Source organism: Zunongwangia sp. L-65 (assembly GCF_056859415.1).
The window spans coordinates 15390-31017 of sequence record NZ_JBSXOK010000062.1 but is presented as its reverse complement, the minus strand read 5'-3'; the positions used below and the strand labels follow the sequence as shown (position 1 = coordinate 31017).

The 15628-nt window shown below is 37.0% G+C and carries 15 protein-coding genes; 6 read left to right on the top strand and 9 right to left on the bottom strand.

Annotated elements, in window-relative coordinates; genetic code table 11:
* Positions 1 to 54: 54 nt before the first annotated feature.
* The gene (locus AC13DP_RS10785; protein WP_483067779.1) at positions 55 to 1683 is read right to left on the bottom strand and encodes a dihydroxyacetone kinase subunit DhaK; all 1629 of its coding nucleotides are present in this window, start codon (positions 1681 to 1683) and stop codon (positions 55 to 57) included.
* Positions 1684 to 1868: 185 nt separating this feature from the next.
* On the opposite strand from AC13DP_RS10785, the gene AC13DP_RS10780 reads away from it, so the two are divergent.
* The 5 genes from AC13DP_RS10780 to AC13DP_RS10760 all read left to right on the top strand — a co-directional run bounded on the left by AC13DP_RS10780 (position 1869) and on the right by AC13DP_RS10760 (position 8710).
* Positions 1869 to 2171 carry a DUF6660 family protein gene (locus tag AC13DP_RS10780; RefSeq protein ID WP_013073691.1) on the top strand — a complete coding sequence of 101 codons (303 nt, stop codon included), beginning with the start codon at positions 1869 to 1871 and terminating at the stop codon, positions 2169 to 2171.
* A gap of 108 nt (positions 2172 to 2279) precedes the next feature.
* A complete protein-coding gene (locus AC13DP_RS10775; protein ID WP_483067778.1) occupies positions 2280 to 6614 on the top strand; it encodes a CusA/CzcA family heavy metal efflux RND transporter in 4335 nt (1444 codons plus the stop codon).
* A 22-nt stretch (positions 6615 to 6636) separates the two neighbouring features.
* Positions 6637 to 7830 carry an efflux RND transporter periplasmic adaptor subunit gene (locus AC13DP_RS10770; protein WP_483067777.1) on the top strand — a complete coding sequence of 398 codons (1194 nt, stop codon included), beginning with the start codon at positions 6637 to 6639 and terminating at the stop codon, positions 7828 to 7830.
* Between the two features lie 7 nt (positions 7831 to 7837).
* Complete coding sequence (locus AC13DP_RS10765) at positions 7838 to 8248, top strand: Fur family transcriptional regulator (RefSeq protein WP_228249351.1); 411 nt, start codon at positions 7838 to 7840, stop codon at positions 8246 to 8248.
* Positions 8249 to 8344: 96 nt separating this feature from the next.
* On the top strand, positions 8345 to 8710 hold the full coding sequence (locus AC13DP_RS10760) for a hypothetical protein (RefSeq protein WP_013073687.1): 366 nt from the start codon (positions 8345 to 8347) through the stop codon (positions 8708 to 8710).
* A 59-nt stretch (positions 8711 to 8769) separates the two neighbouring features.
* Here the strand turns inward: AC13DP_RS10760 and AC13DP_RS10755 are convergent, their stop codons facing one another.
* The 3 genes from AC13DP_RS10755 to AC13DP_RS10745 form a co-directional block, all read right to left on the bottom strand.
* On the bottom strand, positions 8770 to 10410 hold the full coding sequence (locus tag AC13DP_RS10755; RefSeq protein WP_483067776.1) for a carboxylesterase/lipase family protein: 1641 nt from the start codon (positions 10408 to 10410) through the stop codon (positions 8770 to 8772).
* A gap of 152 nt (positions 10411 to 10562) precedes the next feature.
* Positions 10563 to 10784: a hypothetical protein gene (locus AC13DP_RS10750; RefSeq protein ID WP_483067775.1), complete on the bottom strand. Its 222-nt coding sequence runs from the start codon at positions 10782 to 10784 to the stop codon at positions 10563 to 10565.
* Positions 10785 to 10854: 70 nt separating this feature from the next.
* Positions 10855 to 11589 (bottom strand): SDR family oxidoreductase, encoded by a 735-nt coding sequence (locus tag AC13DP_RS10745; protein ID WP_483067774.1) that lies wholly within the window; start codon positions 11587 to 11589, stop codon positions 10855 to 10857.
* Between the two features lie 251 nt (positions 11590 to 11840).
* Here AC13DP_RS10745 and AC13DP_RS10740 point away from each other — a divergent pair, with 251 nt between their 5' ends.
* Entirely contained in the window at positions 11841 to 12863 is a 1023-nt protein-coding gene (locus AC13DP_RS10740; protein WP_483067773.1) for a hypothetical protein, read from the top strand.
* Positions 12864 to 12923: 60 nt separating this feature from the next.
* Here the strand turns inward: AC13DP_RS10740 and AC13DP_RS10735 are convergent, their stop codons facing one another.
* The 5 genes from AC13DP_RS10735 to AC13DP_RS10715 all read right to left on the bottom strand — a co-directional run bounded on the left by AC13DP_RS10735 (position 12924) and on the right by AC13DP_RS10715 (position 15481).
* Positions 12924 to 13310 carry an acyl-CoA thioesterase gene (locus AC13DP_RS10735; protein ID WP_228249357.1) on the bottom strand — a complete coding sequence of 129 codons (387 nt, stop codon included), beginning with the start codon at positions 13308 to 13310 and terminating at the stop codon, positions 12924 to 12926.
* Positions 13300 to 13857 (bottom strand): PAS domain-containing protein, encoded by a 558-nt coding sequence (locus AC13DP_RS10730; protein ID WP_228249358.1) that lies wholly within the window; start codon positions 13855 to 13857, stop codon positions 13300 to 13302. Before AC13DP_RS10730 ends, AC13DP_RS10735 begins: the two co-directional genes overlap by 11 nt.
* A 5-nt stretch (positions 13858 to 13862) precedes the next feature.
* The gene (locus AC13DP_RS10725) at positions 13863 to 14159 is read right to left on the bottom strand and encodes a TIGR03643 family protein (protein WP_013073681.1); all 297 of its coding nucleotides are present in this window, start codon (positions 14157 to 14159) and stop codon (positions 13863 to 13865) included.
* A gap of 56 nt (positions 14160 to 14215) precedes the next feature.
* On the bottom strand, positions 14216 to 14473 hold the full coding sequence (locus tag AC13DP_RS10720; protein ID WP_483067772.1) for a hypothetical protein: 258 nt from the start codon (positions 14471 to 14473) through the stop codon (positions 14216 to 14218).
* A gap of 105 nt (positions 14474 to 14578) precedes the next feature.
* On the bottom strand, positions 14579 to 15481 hold the full coding sequence (locus tag AC13DP_RS10715; protein ID WP_483067771.1) for a YihY/virulence factor BrkB family protein: 903 nt from the start codon (positions 15479 to 15481) through the stop codon (positions 14579 to 14581).
* Between the last annotated feature and the right edge of the window lie 147 nt (positions 15482 to 15628).

Sequence of the window (15628 nt, the reverse complement as noted above, 5' to 3'; positions counted from 1 at the left end):
GCTAAATTTTTCATTTTATACCCTTTGGGCGTTGTGGATTTCCGGATATTTATCTCATACGATATCAACTAGTTTTTCGAATACTCTTGCTACCATTTCAGCACCGGGATCAGGGATACCCTCAAGGCTAGATTCAGATAAATAAGAACTACGCCCTGCACTGGTATTGGTGATTTTTGCGGTTTTATCAGCTCCTTTTCTGGCAGCTTCTGCCGCCTCTTTAATAGATTTTTTTTCACTTAACCCTTCAAAAGCGGGTTGCATGGCATCAATCATGGTTCGGTCTCCCTGCTCAGCACCCCCGTAGGATTTCATTTTTTCTAATCCGCTTAACAAAGCTCTTCCCACATTGTCATTTTCTTCAAGGCTACTACCGGCTTTGGTAAATAGCATCGATAACAGCACACCACTGGACCCACCGGTTTCTCTTGCCAGAACACGACCAATAGTGGTAAATAATTGAGGTAATGAAGCATAGGGTAATTTATCGGAAACCTTTTTAAATTTTTTACCGGCGGCGGCAAAAGTGGAGCCTGCATCACCATCACCTACTTTCTCGTCCAGATCGTTCATCTCTTTTTCCATTTCGATGAGGTAATCAGCGATGTTTTCTACAATTTTTTGATGTTTTTTATTTTCAGAAGGCTCAAATTGCATGGTTTTAGGTAGTTCCGGACTTTTAATACTGCTCGGTTTTCCATAAGCTCTAATTCGCCATTCGGGAGTATCGGTTTTTTCTAAGAGCGCTTTTTCGATTTCTTCATCTAATTTTAATAGCGTTATCGAGAAACCATTCATATTTAAAGAAGTGGTCATGGCAGTAGGACCCACCAGGTATTTTACTCTGCCGGAAATATCGGTTTTATCAAAGCTATGAACCAGTAAATTCATTTCGAGCGGGGTAACACTTCCCAAATTATTAAAAAGCAAAACATAGTCTTGTTTTTCATCAGGAAGGTATTCTTTCAGTTTATCGACAGCCTTTTTTACGAGGGCATCAGCCTCATCCATCTTAATGACATCCACGCCAGGCTCCCCGTGAATACCCAAACCTAATTCAGCTTCAGATTTATCTAATCTCGATTCTTCAGGATTATTGAATTTTTGCCCTTCAGAAAGTGAAAGTCCTATAGAAATAGCACTCTCTGCTACTTTTTTTGCAGCTTTGGTCACTTCATCTAAAGATTTTCCTTCTTCGGCTAGTTGTCCCGCTACTTTATGAACCAACAAAGTGCCGGCAAGACCGCGTTGTTGTGTATCTTCTCCTAAAGCAATATCATCACCAACAATAACGGTTTCCACTTTATGGCCAAGCGCTCTGGCCTGTTCAGCTGCCAGTCCAAAGTTTAATCGGTCTCCGGTATAATTTTTTATAACTAGCAAACATCCCTTTTCACCACTTACCGCGAGAATGGCAGCTAGTACAGCATCTACAGATGGGGATGCAAAAATATCCCCGCAAACGGCAGCAGTAAGCATTCCTTTAGCAACAAAACCGGCGTGCATAGGTTCATGACCAGAACCACCACCAGAAATAATGGCAACTTTAGAGGTATCAATTTCTTTTCGGGTAACTACCCTAACTTCAGGGAAAGTATCCAGTTTGGTAAGTTTAGGATCGGTAAGTAAACCTTCTATAGATTCGTTTACAACGTTTTCGGGTTTATTTATAAAAAATTTCATAGTTGATGTTTTCTTTTAAAGGTAAAGAAATTAATGGGCGTGGCCTCAGAATATGATTTGTACACCTAGGATTTTATAAAAATTTTGGGATTTTTAGGTGTGATGATTTTTAATACAAACGATTTGTTTTTACAAAGTCCGTTTATTGCAATGGTATTGCATAAGAAGCGATTTATATTTGTAAAGTGAAAATTATAGGAATCATATTATCTGTACTTTTTTTATCACTTAGCTTTATGCCTTGTGCCGATGCGACTACCAATTTTGAAGATGATGATCTTATTGTAGAGCAGCATAACAATCATGAGGCTTCAGTAGATTTATGTTCTCCTTTTTGCCAGTGCCACTGCTGCCATAATCATATTATGGTTAATAATGATCCGGTTTTTGAGCAGGCGATGGCCATGACTATAAATGCTGCTTTTATTTATCTGAATAAAGAAACTTCACAGTTTACCACAAAATATATCCCACCCCCACAAGCTTAATTTAGATTCATGGATTTATATATCCATCTTTTGAAGATTCTAAGCTTAAAATTTAAGAGTTAAGATTCTTCCCATTTATTATATCTAAATTTTAAAATATATCATCTGATGATTAATAAGATCATTGACTTCTCTGTCAATAATAAATTTATCGTCGGGTTGCTAACGCTGGTCCTTATTGCCGGCGGTTTGTGGAGTATGCAGGAAGTTCCTGTAGATGCTCAGCCCGATATCACCAATAATCAAATACAGGTAATTACCCAGGCACCAAGTTTAGGGGTCGAAGATATCGAACAGTTTGTGACTTATCCGGTAGAAGTGGCTATGGGGAATCTTCCGGAGGTAACAGAAATTCGGTCGGTTTCCCGATTCGGACTTTCAGTGGTAACTATTGTTTTTAATGATGATGCAGGTACGTATTTACCACGACAGCTGGTTGCCGAGCAACTTTCTAAAGTAAAAAAAGAAATACCTGAAGGATTTGGAGAGCCATTTATGGGACCCATTTCTACTGGCTTGGGTGAAATTTATCAATATATTTTGGAAGTTGATCCCGCATTTAAAGCTGAATATTCAGTTACCCGTTTACGTAGTATTCAGGATTGGATTGTAAAACGCCAGTTTGCCATGGTGCCAGGTGTTGTAGAGGTGAATAGTATTGGGGGGAAAATAAAGCAATACGAGGTAGCTGTAGATCCCGATCATTTACGATCGATGGATGTTACGATTTCTGAAGTTTTTAATGCACTGACGTCGAATAATCAAAATACTGGGGGAGCCTATATCGAGAAAAATCACCGTGCCAATTTTATTAGAGGAGAAGGCCTGGTCACCTCGATAAATGATATCGAGAATATCATTATCAAAAATGAAAAATTCCCAATAACCATTGGTGATGTTGCCAAGGTGCAAATGGGTAATGCCATTAGGTATGGCGCACTTACTAAAAACGGGAAAGGCGAAGCCATTGGCGGAAGCATTTTGATGCTGAAAGGAGCAAATTCTAACGAAGTTGTTGAGAATGTAAAAAAACGTATTTCACAAATCGAAAAATCCTTATCCGAAGGGGTTCATATTAAACCTTTTTTAGACCGGAGTGAATTAATAGCGAATACTACTGCTACCGTAAAAAATAATTTACTGGAAGGAGGCCTTATTGTGATTTTTGTTTTAGTGGTACTGCTCGGGAATTTTAGGGGAGGTCTTATTGTGGCTTCTACTATTCCGCTTTCCCTGTTTTTCGCGTTTATCCTAATGAATATTTTTGATGTTTGGGCCAATTTGATGAGCCTTGGAGCTATCGATTTTGGAATTATTGTAGATGGTGCGGTGATCATCGTAGAAAGTACCGTCTTTGTCTTTAGCCAAAAAGCTTTAAAACAAAAACTCGATCAAAGCCAGAAAAATAAGCTGGTGAGCAAATCATCTAAAAAAATGATGAATGCTGCTTTCTTTGGTCAGGCCATTATTTTAATTGTTTTTCTACCCATTTTGGCTTTAGAAGGAGTGGAAGGGAAAATGTTTAAACCCATGGCGCTTACCTTCATCTTTGCCATGTTGGGGGCCATGATCCTTTGTCTTACTTATGTGCCTATGATCTCTGCACTTTTTCTTAAAAATAAAAAGTCTGATAAAAAAGGATGGGGTGATCGATTAGTACTGTGGCTCCAGGAAAAATATGAGCCTTTACTTAAAAAAGCACTAAAAGGATCGAAAATGATTGTAGCCTGTGCACTGTTATTACTGGTTTTTGCGGGTTATCTTTTTAGCCGAATGGGCGGCGAGTTTATTCCGCAGCTAGATGAAGGTGACCTTGCTTTTCATGTGATCTTAAAACCTGGAAGCTCCCTTAATGAAGGAATTGCTACTTCAACAAAAATCGAAAATTTACTGCTCAATAATTTTCCTGAAGTAAAGCAGGTAGTAACGCGGTTTGGAGTTTCTGAAGTGCCAACAGATCCTATGCCAATGGATATAGGCGATAGTTTTGTGATCTTAAAACCAAAATCTGAATGGGCATCTGCCGATAATAAAGATGAACTTATCAAAAAAATGAAGCATACGATAAGTGAAATTCCCGGTGTAAGCTACGAATTTACCCAGCCTGTAGAAATGCGTTTTAATGAATTGCTTACCGGAATTAGGGAAGATATTGCCGTAAAACTTTATGGTGAAGATTTAGATGTTCTCGCAGCAAAGGCTCAGGAAATGGGTGGTATCATTGCCGGGATAGATGGCGTTGCCGATATGAAAGTAGAGGCGACTGCCGGGTTACCGCAAATTAATATAGATTATGATCGTGCTCGAATGGCTCGCTATGGAATAAACATTGAAAAAGTAAATAAAATGATAAAAACGGCTTTTGCAGGGGCTAAAGCGGGAGTTGTTTTTGAGGGAGAGCGAAAATTTGATTTGGTCCTTCGGTTGGACGAGGAAAACCGCAGGGAGTTATCAGATATTGAAGCATTGTATATTAATTTACCGGATGGCAGCAGTGTTCCTTTAGAGGAATTAGCCAATATCAGTTATCAGCCGGGGCCTATGCAAATTAGTCGGGATAACACCAATCGAAGAACCTATGTGGGGATTAATATCAGAGACCGTGATGTAAAATCTGTTGTTCATGACATTCAGCAAGAATTAGAGACAAATTTTGATCTTCCACCAGGATATTTTATACGGTATGGCGGTGCTTTCGAGAATTTAGAGCGAGCAAGCCAGCGATTGCAAATAGTAGTGCCCATTGCCTTGTTACTTATTTTTATTCTTATCTACTTTGCTTTAAAGTCATTTAGGCAAACTCTAATGATTTATATGGCGATACCACTGGCCGCCATTGGAGGGATTATCTCATTGTGGTTACGCGGAATGCCATTTAGTATATCGGCAGGCGTTGGTTTTATTGTGCTTTTTGGTGTGGCCGTTTTAAACGGACTCGTTTTAATTGGTAGTTTAAATGAATTAAAAGCGGAGAGAAAAACAGCCAATTTACAGCAACGAATTTTACTGGGAACAAAACGAAGGATTCGGCCAATTTTACTAACTGCCCTTACCGATGTTCTTGGTTTTTTACCCATGGCTTTTTCCAGTTCTGCAGGAGCCGAAGTACAACGCCCGTTAGCTACGGTGGTGATTGGAGGTTTAATAACTTCTACGTTATTGACCCTATTTGTTCTACCTGTTTTGTATAAGTGGATAGAAGAAGGTGTTTTTAATTTGAGCATCAAAAAGGACCAAATTGCTGCTGCAGGACTGCTTTTAGCTATTTTAATTCCTAATTTTTCCAATGCTCAGCAAAATGAAGTACTTCCTGAAATAAATATGCAGGAAGCCGTAGAACTAGGGCTTCAAAATTATCCGCTATTAAAAAATAAGTACTTACAAATAGACAGGCAGGAAGCTTTAAAAAAGAATGCCTGGGAGTTTGGTAAAACCAGCATTTTTACCGGAGGCGAAGAGCTTAAAAATGGGAATGGAATTTATACCAGGATAGGCGTTAATCAACAAAATATTGATGTTTTCGGAATTGCTTCGGCCTTAAAACTTCAAAAGGAAAAATTAAAATTAGCTGAAAATGAACTGAATTTATCCAAAATTGAAGTGGCCAGGCAAATTCGGAAATTATGGACTAAAACCTATGCTGCAAAAAGAAGGTTTCTGCTGTATAGAGAGTTAGACTCTATGTACGGAAAATTTAATGAAGCGGTAGAGCTGCGTTATGAAGTGGAAGCCATTTCCAGATTAGAGAAATTAAACGCCCAAAATAAGGGGAATCAAATTCGAATCAAGACACAACAGTTTAAAGCAGCTTATGTTAATGCTTTAAGCGAGCTCAACTTATGGCTGGGTACTAAGGATCATAAAACTGTTGCTTTGACAATACGGCTGCTACCCTTTCAGTATTCCGAAGAGAATAGCGCTGACAACCATCCGATATTAAGGGCCGCAAAACAGGAAACAGAAGTTGCTTCAGCAAACCTGCAAAAACAAAAAGCAGCATTTTTACCAAAGTTGAATTTGCAATACGCCAAACAAGAAGTACAGGGGGTGGATGGTTTCTATACCTATCAGGCAGGGATTTCTATTCCGTTTTTAAGTGGTAAAAGTTATGGTGATGCAAGAGCTGCAAAGATTGAAACCCAAATTGTAAATCGAAAGGCAAATTTTAAAAAGCAGCAATTTTTAGTACAGCAACAACAAGCAGAGCAAAATTACGAAAGCTGGAAGGATAATTGGCAGTATTATCAGGAAGCAGCTTTAAAGGTGGCCAAAGAACAGCGAAAAGGAGCATTGCTGGCTTATAAAGAAGGAGCTTTGGATTATGTAGCTTTTATTCAAAACCTAGAAGAAGCTTTGCGAACCGAGCTGGATGCGATTGAAGCTGCGAAATCATATTTACTGGCTTATGCCGACATGAAATTTTACCTGGGGAATGATATTTAAAAATCAGAAATTATAAAATACAATGAAATTAAATACAATTTTAAGTTTGCTGTTTTTTGGCATTTTAGCAGCTTGCGGAAATACAACATCCAAAGATAATGTTGAGTATAAAGCAGAAACTGAAATTAACGAGGAATCTGAAGAAAATCCACATGCTTTAAACGTCGTTGAAATTAGTACATCTCAATTTGATGCTTTAAATATTAAATTGGGTACGGTTAAAAAGAGGAATATGGCTGGGACGCTCACTGCTAATGGGCAATTAGAGGTGCCGCCACAAAACGAAGCATCGGTTACTACCGTTTATGGCGCAACTATTAAAAGTATCAATGTTATTGAGGGGCAGCAGGTGAAAAAAGGACAGGTGCTGGCATATATTTCGCATCCTGATATTGTGGCAATTCAAACAAAATTTTTAAATGCTTTTAATCAATTTCAGCTTAAGGAAAAAGAATATGAGCGCCAGAAAAAGCTTTATGATGCCGGAGTGGCTTCAGGAGAAAATTTTCAGGTTACTGCAACCGAATTTCAGAATGCAAAAGAGACGATGAACGGATTAAAAGCACAGTTACATTTATTGAATATTAATGCGGCTCGAGTAACGCAGGGAAAATTAGCGCAAAAAATCCCTATTTTGAGTCCGATTACCGGTGCGGTAGAAAAAGTGAAAGTGAAAACCGGACAATATGTTTCTGCCCAAACAGAACTTTTTGAAATATTAAATGTAGAAGATGTTCATGCCGATTTAATGGTTTTTGAAAAAGACATTGAAAATGTAGCAATAGGACAACAGGTACGATTGACTTTAAAGTCGAGGCCAGGTTTAGAAATGATGGCAAACATTATATCTGTAGGACGGGTGTTTGAAGAAAATCCGAAAGCAGTGCATATTCATGCTGAAATTGAAAACAAACCCAAAAATTTAATCCCGGGGATGTACCTTACCGGAAAAATCATTACCACCAATCATCTAATTGAGGCTATTCCAACTGAAGCTATTTTTACTGAAAATAACCGGGATTTTATTTTTAAGGCGGAAGAAAATAACGGTAAGTGGTATTTTACGCCTATAGAAGTGAAAACGGGAATAAAGGATAACAACTGGATAACTATTACCTTTATGAATCCAAAAGATAAAAACGTAAAATTTGCTTTAAATAATGCATATTATTTACAGGCAGAAATGAATAAAGGAGAAGGTGGCCATTCACACTAATAATGCTATGAAAGAAATTGAAACTATTTTAAAAGCAAAGGGAATTCGGCCTACTGCCGTACGGCTACTGGTTTATAAATTTATGGCAAAAGAATCTTTGGCGATGAGTTTAAATGATATAGAAGCTGCTTTTGGCCAGACAGAGCGCACTACGCTCTTTAGAAGTTTAAAGTTATTTGAAGAGAAAGGATTGGTACATAAAATCGAGGATGGTAGCGGTATTGCAAAATTTGCTTTAGAAACAGCGGGTGAAAACGGGGCGAACGATAAATTACATCTGCATTTTCATTGCTCTAAATGTGGAGAAACACAGTGTTTAACAGATCAAACCATTCCTAATATTAGCCTTCCAAAAGGTTTTAAAGCTACTGATGCTAATCTTGTTGTTAAAGGATTATGTGATAAGTGTTATCAATAGTTATTGATAAAACCTTCTTAATTTAAGATAATCGGTTTAAACTAATTAATTATTTAAGAGTCAAAGGTTTGTAGGAACTTAATAACAGTTTACATCATGAAAAAAGTAATTTTAGGTTTATTATTGCTCGTGGGAACACAAATGTTTGCTCAGGGGAGAATGTCTGAAGCCTCTTTAAAGAAAATGCAGGATGAAGAAATGGCTGCGCTTAGCCTTACTGAACAACAAATGCCGCAGTACAAAGTGATCAATACCACTTTTATGGAGGGTTTAAAAGAGTTGCGTGAGGCCGATGGTGACCGATCAGAGAAGTTTGCTGAGATGCGTAAACTTTCTGAAAAGCGTAATGAAGATTTAAGAGAATTACTTTCAGAAGAACAATTCGCAAAGTTTGAAAAATTACAGGAAGAGCGTCGCAAGAAAATGATAGGACGTGCACGTGAAAGAAGAAAGAATAATTAGTATGCTAAAAGCCCTCTAAAATAGAGGGCTTTTACTTTTACAAAAGACTATAAAAATTATTATTCGGTGTACTTTTTATCTAAAAACAGGAATCGATTATCATCTTTGGCATTCTCAGCTTTAGATTCGGTATCCAGAATCATGACGGGAGGTGTTTTATCACTGGACTCAGCCTTTGGCCATTCCGGTAAATTTTTGGAATTTGGACTTCCTGTTTTAATAAAATTCGCTAAATATTCCTGAATAGTTTCGGAAACTTTGTAGTCTTCATCGGTCCAGGAATAATCTTCTATCCGGTCTAGATTACCCATAAAATATTCAATTTCTGCGGCATGAGGAGCACCAATGGCTTTTGGCGCTTCAGGTGTATTTTTATCTTTTTCCTGAGTCCCACCTGCAAGACCAGGTTGTTTGGACTGGTCTTTTAGTTTAGGTCTTAATTTGCTATATAAATAACGATAAACAGGAGTTTCAGAATTTTTGCGATGTAGGTCAAACCATTTCCAGGTACTATATACGATAAAACGGTCTGAGGCTAATTTGGTTGCTGAGTAGCGTACTTCTTCTTTATCAGTATGCGGGTAAAGATTCAATACTTCTTTGTAATCTTCAGGATAAATTTCTTTTACCTTTTTTATAAAATTTTCGGGGGTATTCTCTAAGCCTTGCATTAATGCCATCCCGGGAATTTCGGCAGAATTCCAGCCAACAAGTAAAGGAACCTGGGCCTGTTCTTTCGCTTCGAATATTTCAGGAAGTGATTTTGGTAAAAAGTAATTATCGATCACTGTGGGAAAACCATATCTTCCAGAGTTCTGGTAAAGCATAAAAATAGAATCGGTACTCATCGCTCTCAGCTCGGCCAGAGATTTAGCGCCAATTTTTTCTGCAAAATCAAGTCCGGTTTTTTCTGCTTCTTCTAAGGCAACCGGGGCAAGTGTAGGGTGTATAGCAGCACCACTTTCACCAATAGCGCCATGAATAAGATCTTTTGAGAGTGGCGATGCCATTTGAGCGCTTACCGAAATAGAGCCGGCAGATTCTCCCGCAATGGTTACTTTTTTAGGGTCACCTCCAAAAGCAGCAATATTATCGCGTACCCATTCCAGCGATTTTTGCTGATCTAATAATCCGTAATTTCCCGAGGCATGATATGAAGCTTCTTCGCTAAGTTCGGGATGGGCCATAAAACCAAAAATGTTTAATCTATAATTTACGGTAACTACAACCATTCCTTTTTTAGCCATGGTTTCTCCATCGTAGCGAGGTTCTGAGGCATCACCGGCTACAAATCCGCCACCATAAAAGTAAACCAGAACCGGAAGCTTTTCTTGGGTGGCTTCTTTAGGAGTCCATACGTTTAGGTATAAACAATCTTCGCTCATTCCGTTAGAACGGGATTTCATATCCCCAAAAACATTGGCCTGTACCGGTTTATGCTTAAACTCTTTAGTTGATAAGGTATCTTTCCAACTTTTTGTATCCTGTGGGGCCTTCCACCGTAAATCGCCCACCGGAGGCTGAGCAAAAGGGATTCCGAAATATTTTCTAACCGAATTTTCTTCGTTGAGGAAACCTTCAACTTCCCCATTTTCTGTAGAAACAATGAGATTATCCTTTTTAGAATCCTGGTTTTCGCTGGTATTTTTGCAGGACGTTAAAAGGCTTAATCCTGCAAATAAGAGTATGATTTTTTTCATTATAACAGATTATTTTAATAAATATACAATCATTGCTTAAAAAGTAATCATAAAAAAAGCCGGAAATTCCGGCTTTTTTTATGATTGATGTTTTGTAATTATCAAGTCTTATCCAGATTCGAATTGAACCGGGTTTATTAGAATTTTAAGTTTTAAACCACAATTTTCTTTTCCCCTTTAATTTCATGATAATTTTGACTTATATCATTTTGATCTTTTTTAGTTTTAAAAAGTTTATAGCCCAGATATCCTAAGCCTGCTACAGCACCAATACCCAGTCCTACCATACCGCTTTTAGCCACGATTCTTTTTCCTGCTTTTGCTGCAAGATAACCTACGGCCCATTTTCCGGTTTTTTTCAATTGGTTTTCCATAGAATTTATAGTTTTTGTTTTAATTTAATTGTTTTTTAAGCTTGAGGCTTGTTTGCCCAGAGTTACTTTTTTAAGATTTACCTGTTGGTTTTATAAGGAGCTCGTTTACGTTTACACTATCGGGCTGGGATAGGGCATATAATACGGCATCGGCAATATTTTTAGCTTCCAGTTTAGGTTCAGAAGCATCGTTATAATTTTTGTCGTTTAGTAATTCTTCGTCTGTAATATTATTTCTTAAAGCGGTGTCTACTGTGCCAGGTTCGATACAGGTAACCCTAATATTATAGTCTGGAGAAAGTTCCATGCGCATTGCCTTCGATAAAGTAATGATGGCAGATTTTGAAGCACCGTAAATCGCACCGCCTTGATATACCTCTTTACCATCTACTGAAGAAATATTTATAATATGACCACCTTCATTTTTCTTCATATAAGGTAAAGCGCCATGTATACAGCGAAGGGTTCCTTTTACATTTACCTCGATGGTTTGAAGCCATTCATCCAGATGGCGGTTTTTTAAATAGGTTAGTGGCATTACCCCGGCTGAATTTACCAGAATATCTATAGTTTTAAATTTTGCAATTGCTTTTTTAAAGCCTTTGGCAACACTCTCGGTCTGGCTTACGTCCATTTCTATAACCATACTTTCTGACACTAAATGCTGCTTAATTTCTTTAAGTTTTTCTATGTTTCTGCTGGCTAAAACTATTTTACATCCTTCTTCAGATAATTTAATTGCAATTGCTTTGCCTATGCCACTACTTGCTCCTGTAATAAAAGCGACTTTGTCTTTTACTATCATATAATCTTCCAATTCATTTAAATCGATTTACACTTCTTTTATCCAATATGAATGACGCAATTTTTTTATCGAATCTCAGGTAAAACAATCTTAATCTTTTAATAAATCTAAGTTAAACATTATAGGAAGGTGTTGGTTAACTATCTGTTTTTTAGTCTTTTATTGTTTGTTGGTGGTTTTTGTGTAATTTTTTGTAAAACTATAATTAGCATATTTGCGTAAATATTGGGAGAACATAAATTCGATTAATTATGAAAAATTTTATTAAACCAATTTTTATGTTAGTAGCAGGAACGATGATATTTTCCTGTAGTGATGATGACGGAATGGGTGAAAATCCAGTGCGGCCTTCAAGTACGGCACATCTTTATGCTACAAGCCATAATGGTTCTGTAACCCGTTATGATATTAATACCTCTGAAACTACTACTTACCAAACCTCATCAGACGATGCAGAGGGAATTTATTATGATGGTGACGATGATTCTTTTACCATAGTTTCTCGCTCTTCAACTAGTTTAGAAAGTTATATAGGGATTGATAAATTGGAAACCGGCGTAGATCTGAATATTGATATTGATCTATCAAGTTCTTCCGATCTGAAAAGTCCGCGTGATATTGCTGTAAACGGGAATATTTATGTTGTGGCCGATAATGCAGATGTAGATGGAGACGATACGACTGCGGACGGGAGATTCTTTATTTATACTAAAACATCTTCTGGCTTTCAATTAAGAAATGTGGTAACGGTAGATTTTAAAGTTTGGGGAATCGAATTTATAGGTGACGATTTGTATGCCGTGGTAGATACGACTAATAAACTGGCGGTTTTTACCAACTTTTCTTCGGCTTATATGACCAATATGAATGTTTCAGCAACAAAAACTGTAGAAGTTGAAGGCATTGTAAGAACACACGGTTTAGATTATGATGGCGGAACTATGGTAATGACCGATATTGGCGATGCTGCCTCAGATTCTGATGGTGCTTTTCATGTGATTACAAATTTTGACAGCAAGTTTAATGCAACGATGGATGGCGGAATGATTTCTATCGATGATCAAATGCGAGTAAGTGGCGGAAATACCAATCTTGGAAATCCAGTAAATCTTGCTTACGATGCGAACTATGATGCGGTATTTATTGCTGAAGTGGCTAATGGTGGAGGTAGAGTCCTTGCTTTTTCTGAGGTAAGCACCTCAAGTGGAAACAGGTCGCCACAAATTAATAATAGTTTATCTGGCGCTTCAGCCGTTTATTTTTATACAGAATAATAGTACTTTTTTGTCCCAAATCATGAGGCTGTCTTAAAATTATTTTTTGGACAGCCTCATTTATATATTAAGACTTACAGGTTTTTTATTCTCGTCGATGGCCACAAAGGTAAATTCTCCCTTTACTGCCTGTTCCCTTTGATCAGAGTACATCTCTTCAATATAAATTTCTACACTTACTTTTAAGCTGGAATTACCTACATTGGTTACTGTTCCTATTAATTCTACAAATGTTCCTGCGGGAATTGGCTTTTTAAAATCTATACGATCGCTACTAACGGTTACCATACGCTGCCTACTGAATCTTGTTGCGGTAATAAAAGCCACCTCGTCCATCATTTGCATGGCGGTGCCCCCAAAAAGAGTATCGTAGTGATTGGTTGTATTCGGAAAAACCGCTTTAAAAAGACTGGTGGTTGATTTTGCTATTCGTTCTTCAATATTCATAAATTTCTTTTTCCAGCGCCAGAAAGTGTGTGATTTGTTGCTCGATATTTTTAATGGGGTAAATATCGATTTTACATAAATATTCCTCTCCGTTTTTACGATAGTTGGCTAAAACTTCAGAGAAGTTAGTACCTGAAGTCACCAGATTTTTAATGTTTTTTTTCGTTATGGCAGAAGTGTTTTTACCCTGTAAGAAATTAGGTTTTTTCCCTTTGGCAAAATTAGCAGGATATCCTGTCATACTGCTAAAACCCTTGTTTGTCCAAACTATGGTCTGGTCTTTTTGAGTAAGAATTAACGCTTCATAATCCTTTTCCAGCATAAAATTTAAAGGAGTATTCCAATTAAATTTTTCGGCAAAACTCTGTAATGATTTCATTTCAGTTTTACGTCTTGCCTGTTCTTTTATTTTATCTGAGTAATCAGCAAAAATATCCATACTACTCAACGGATGCAATTGCTGTACCTGCAGATTGCTTAAAAGCTCTGAAGATTCATTTAAAAAAAGGTCTAGTGAAGACAGGTTATAATCTTTTTCTGGAGCCATGATGATTAATATTTCTTTTTAGAAATTCGGTTACCTGTTATCGGACGTTGCCGGCTGCTTTTAAAACGTCCAGTTTCAAAATTCCTAAGTTTTTGGTGTTTTGTTTTTCTACCCTGCACTCTTGCACGCCATTTTTTCCAGTTTTTAGGGTGCATTTGCTCCTGCATAAATTTAATGACATCTTTCTCGGTAAGACCAAATTGATATTCTATAGCCTCAAAAGTCGTACGATCTTCCCAGGCCATAGCAATGATTCTATCGATCTGTCTTTCAGATAGATTAAATTTTTCAGCAATTTTCATTATTCAACTTTTGTTTAAAGATAATCCGATAAAGTTGAACGCAAAAATAATTATAATTAATTTAAAATGCAGGAAGTGTTTTTGATCACTTTATAACCACAGGTATATACTTCAGGAATGGCAGTAATGGAATGTTTGGGAACTTTTGACTTTTTCAATTTCAGAAATTTTGCTTTAAAACTTCTACAATCCAGTTTTTTATCACTTAACAATTTTCCCTTTTTGTTTTTTTGATACTTAAGATGATTTGCAAAAACAAAATTAGCTACGCGGTATTCAACGAGGGTTTCATTAAAAGCATCATTTTTCATCATTACTGAGATTAGAAAGAATATACTGTAATTTAATGAATTATTATTTTTGTGGTCATTACTTTAACATATTTTATTTTTTAACGCCTTTAATTATTTATAATATAATTAATTGTTTTCTATTTCTATTTTCTCGGCGATAAGATAATCAACGATTTCAGTATTGATTTCGGCACCTAATAAAATGATGAAACAGGTGATATATAACCAAAGCAAAAGCACAACAACTGCTGAGATAGAACCATATACTTCGCCATAATTACCAAAGTTGCTTACGTAAAAAGAGAATCCGTAAGAGGCAGCCAACCAGACAATAGTAGAAAATAAGGCACCGGGGATTACCCATCTTGTTGTAGGTTTTGGCCTGGCCGGTGCAAATTTATATACTAAGCATAAAAAAATACTTACCAAAAAAGCCAATAACAGCCAGCGCGACCAGCTTATTAAATCTTCTAATTTTGCAGGCAATCCTATTTTATGCACCAATGCCGGAAATCCTACGATTAAAATCATACTTAAAATAAGCATGATAAGCCCGCCTATCGTAAATACTGATGCCATTAAGTATTGTTTAAAAATGTTATGATTTTCTATGGTGTCGTAGGCAATATCTACACCGGTTAGCAAACCGTTTGTACCTTTATTAGCGCTCCAAATACTAAAAATAATCCCAAATACGGTTCCCCAACCTAATTGATCGCCATGGGTTTGTAAAAACACATCTACTCGTTGTTGTAAAACTTCAAAGGCCTGGCGAGGCATCATGGCAGAGAGTTCGTTAATCTGTCGCTGAATTTCCTGTGGATCTGTAGCTAATCCGTATAAAGAGATTAATGCCATAATTGCTGGGAAAACAGCTAAAAATGCGTAAAAAGCAACTCCGGCAGAAACGATACTTACCTTATCTGCGCTAATTTCATTTTTCACCTCTTTTATAACTTCCCACCAGCCTTTGGCTGAAAGCTTAAAAGGATTGTGCTTATTTTTAGTGTCTATATTTTCCCTTTTCATTAAAATAATATTGGCGTCTACAAAAATTAGGCATAAAATCCATGCTTGTTCATAATACCCTGTTAATTGTCGAATTTTTTAATCGCTTTTCAGGTTTCAGCAGGTAATTTTTGATAGCTGTGGATATGATCTATGTCATAGTTTGGT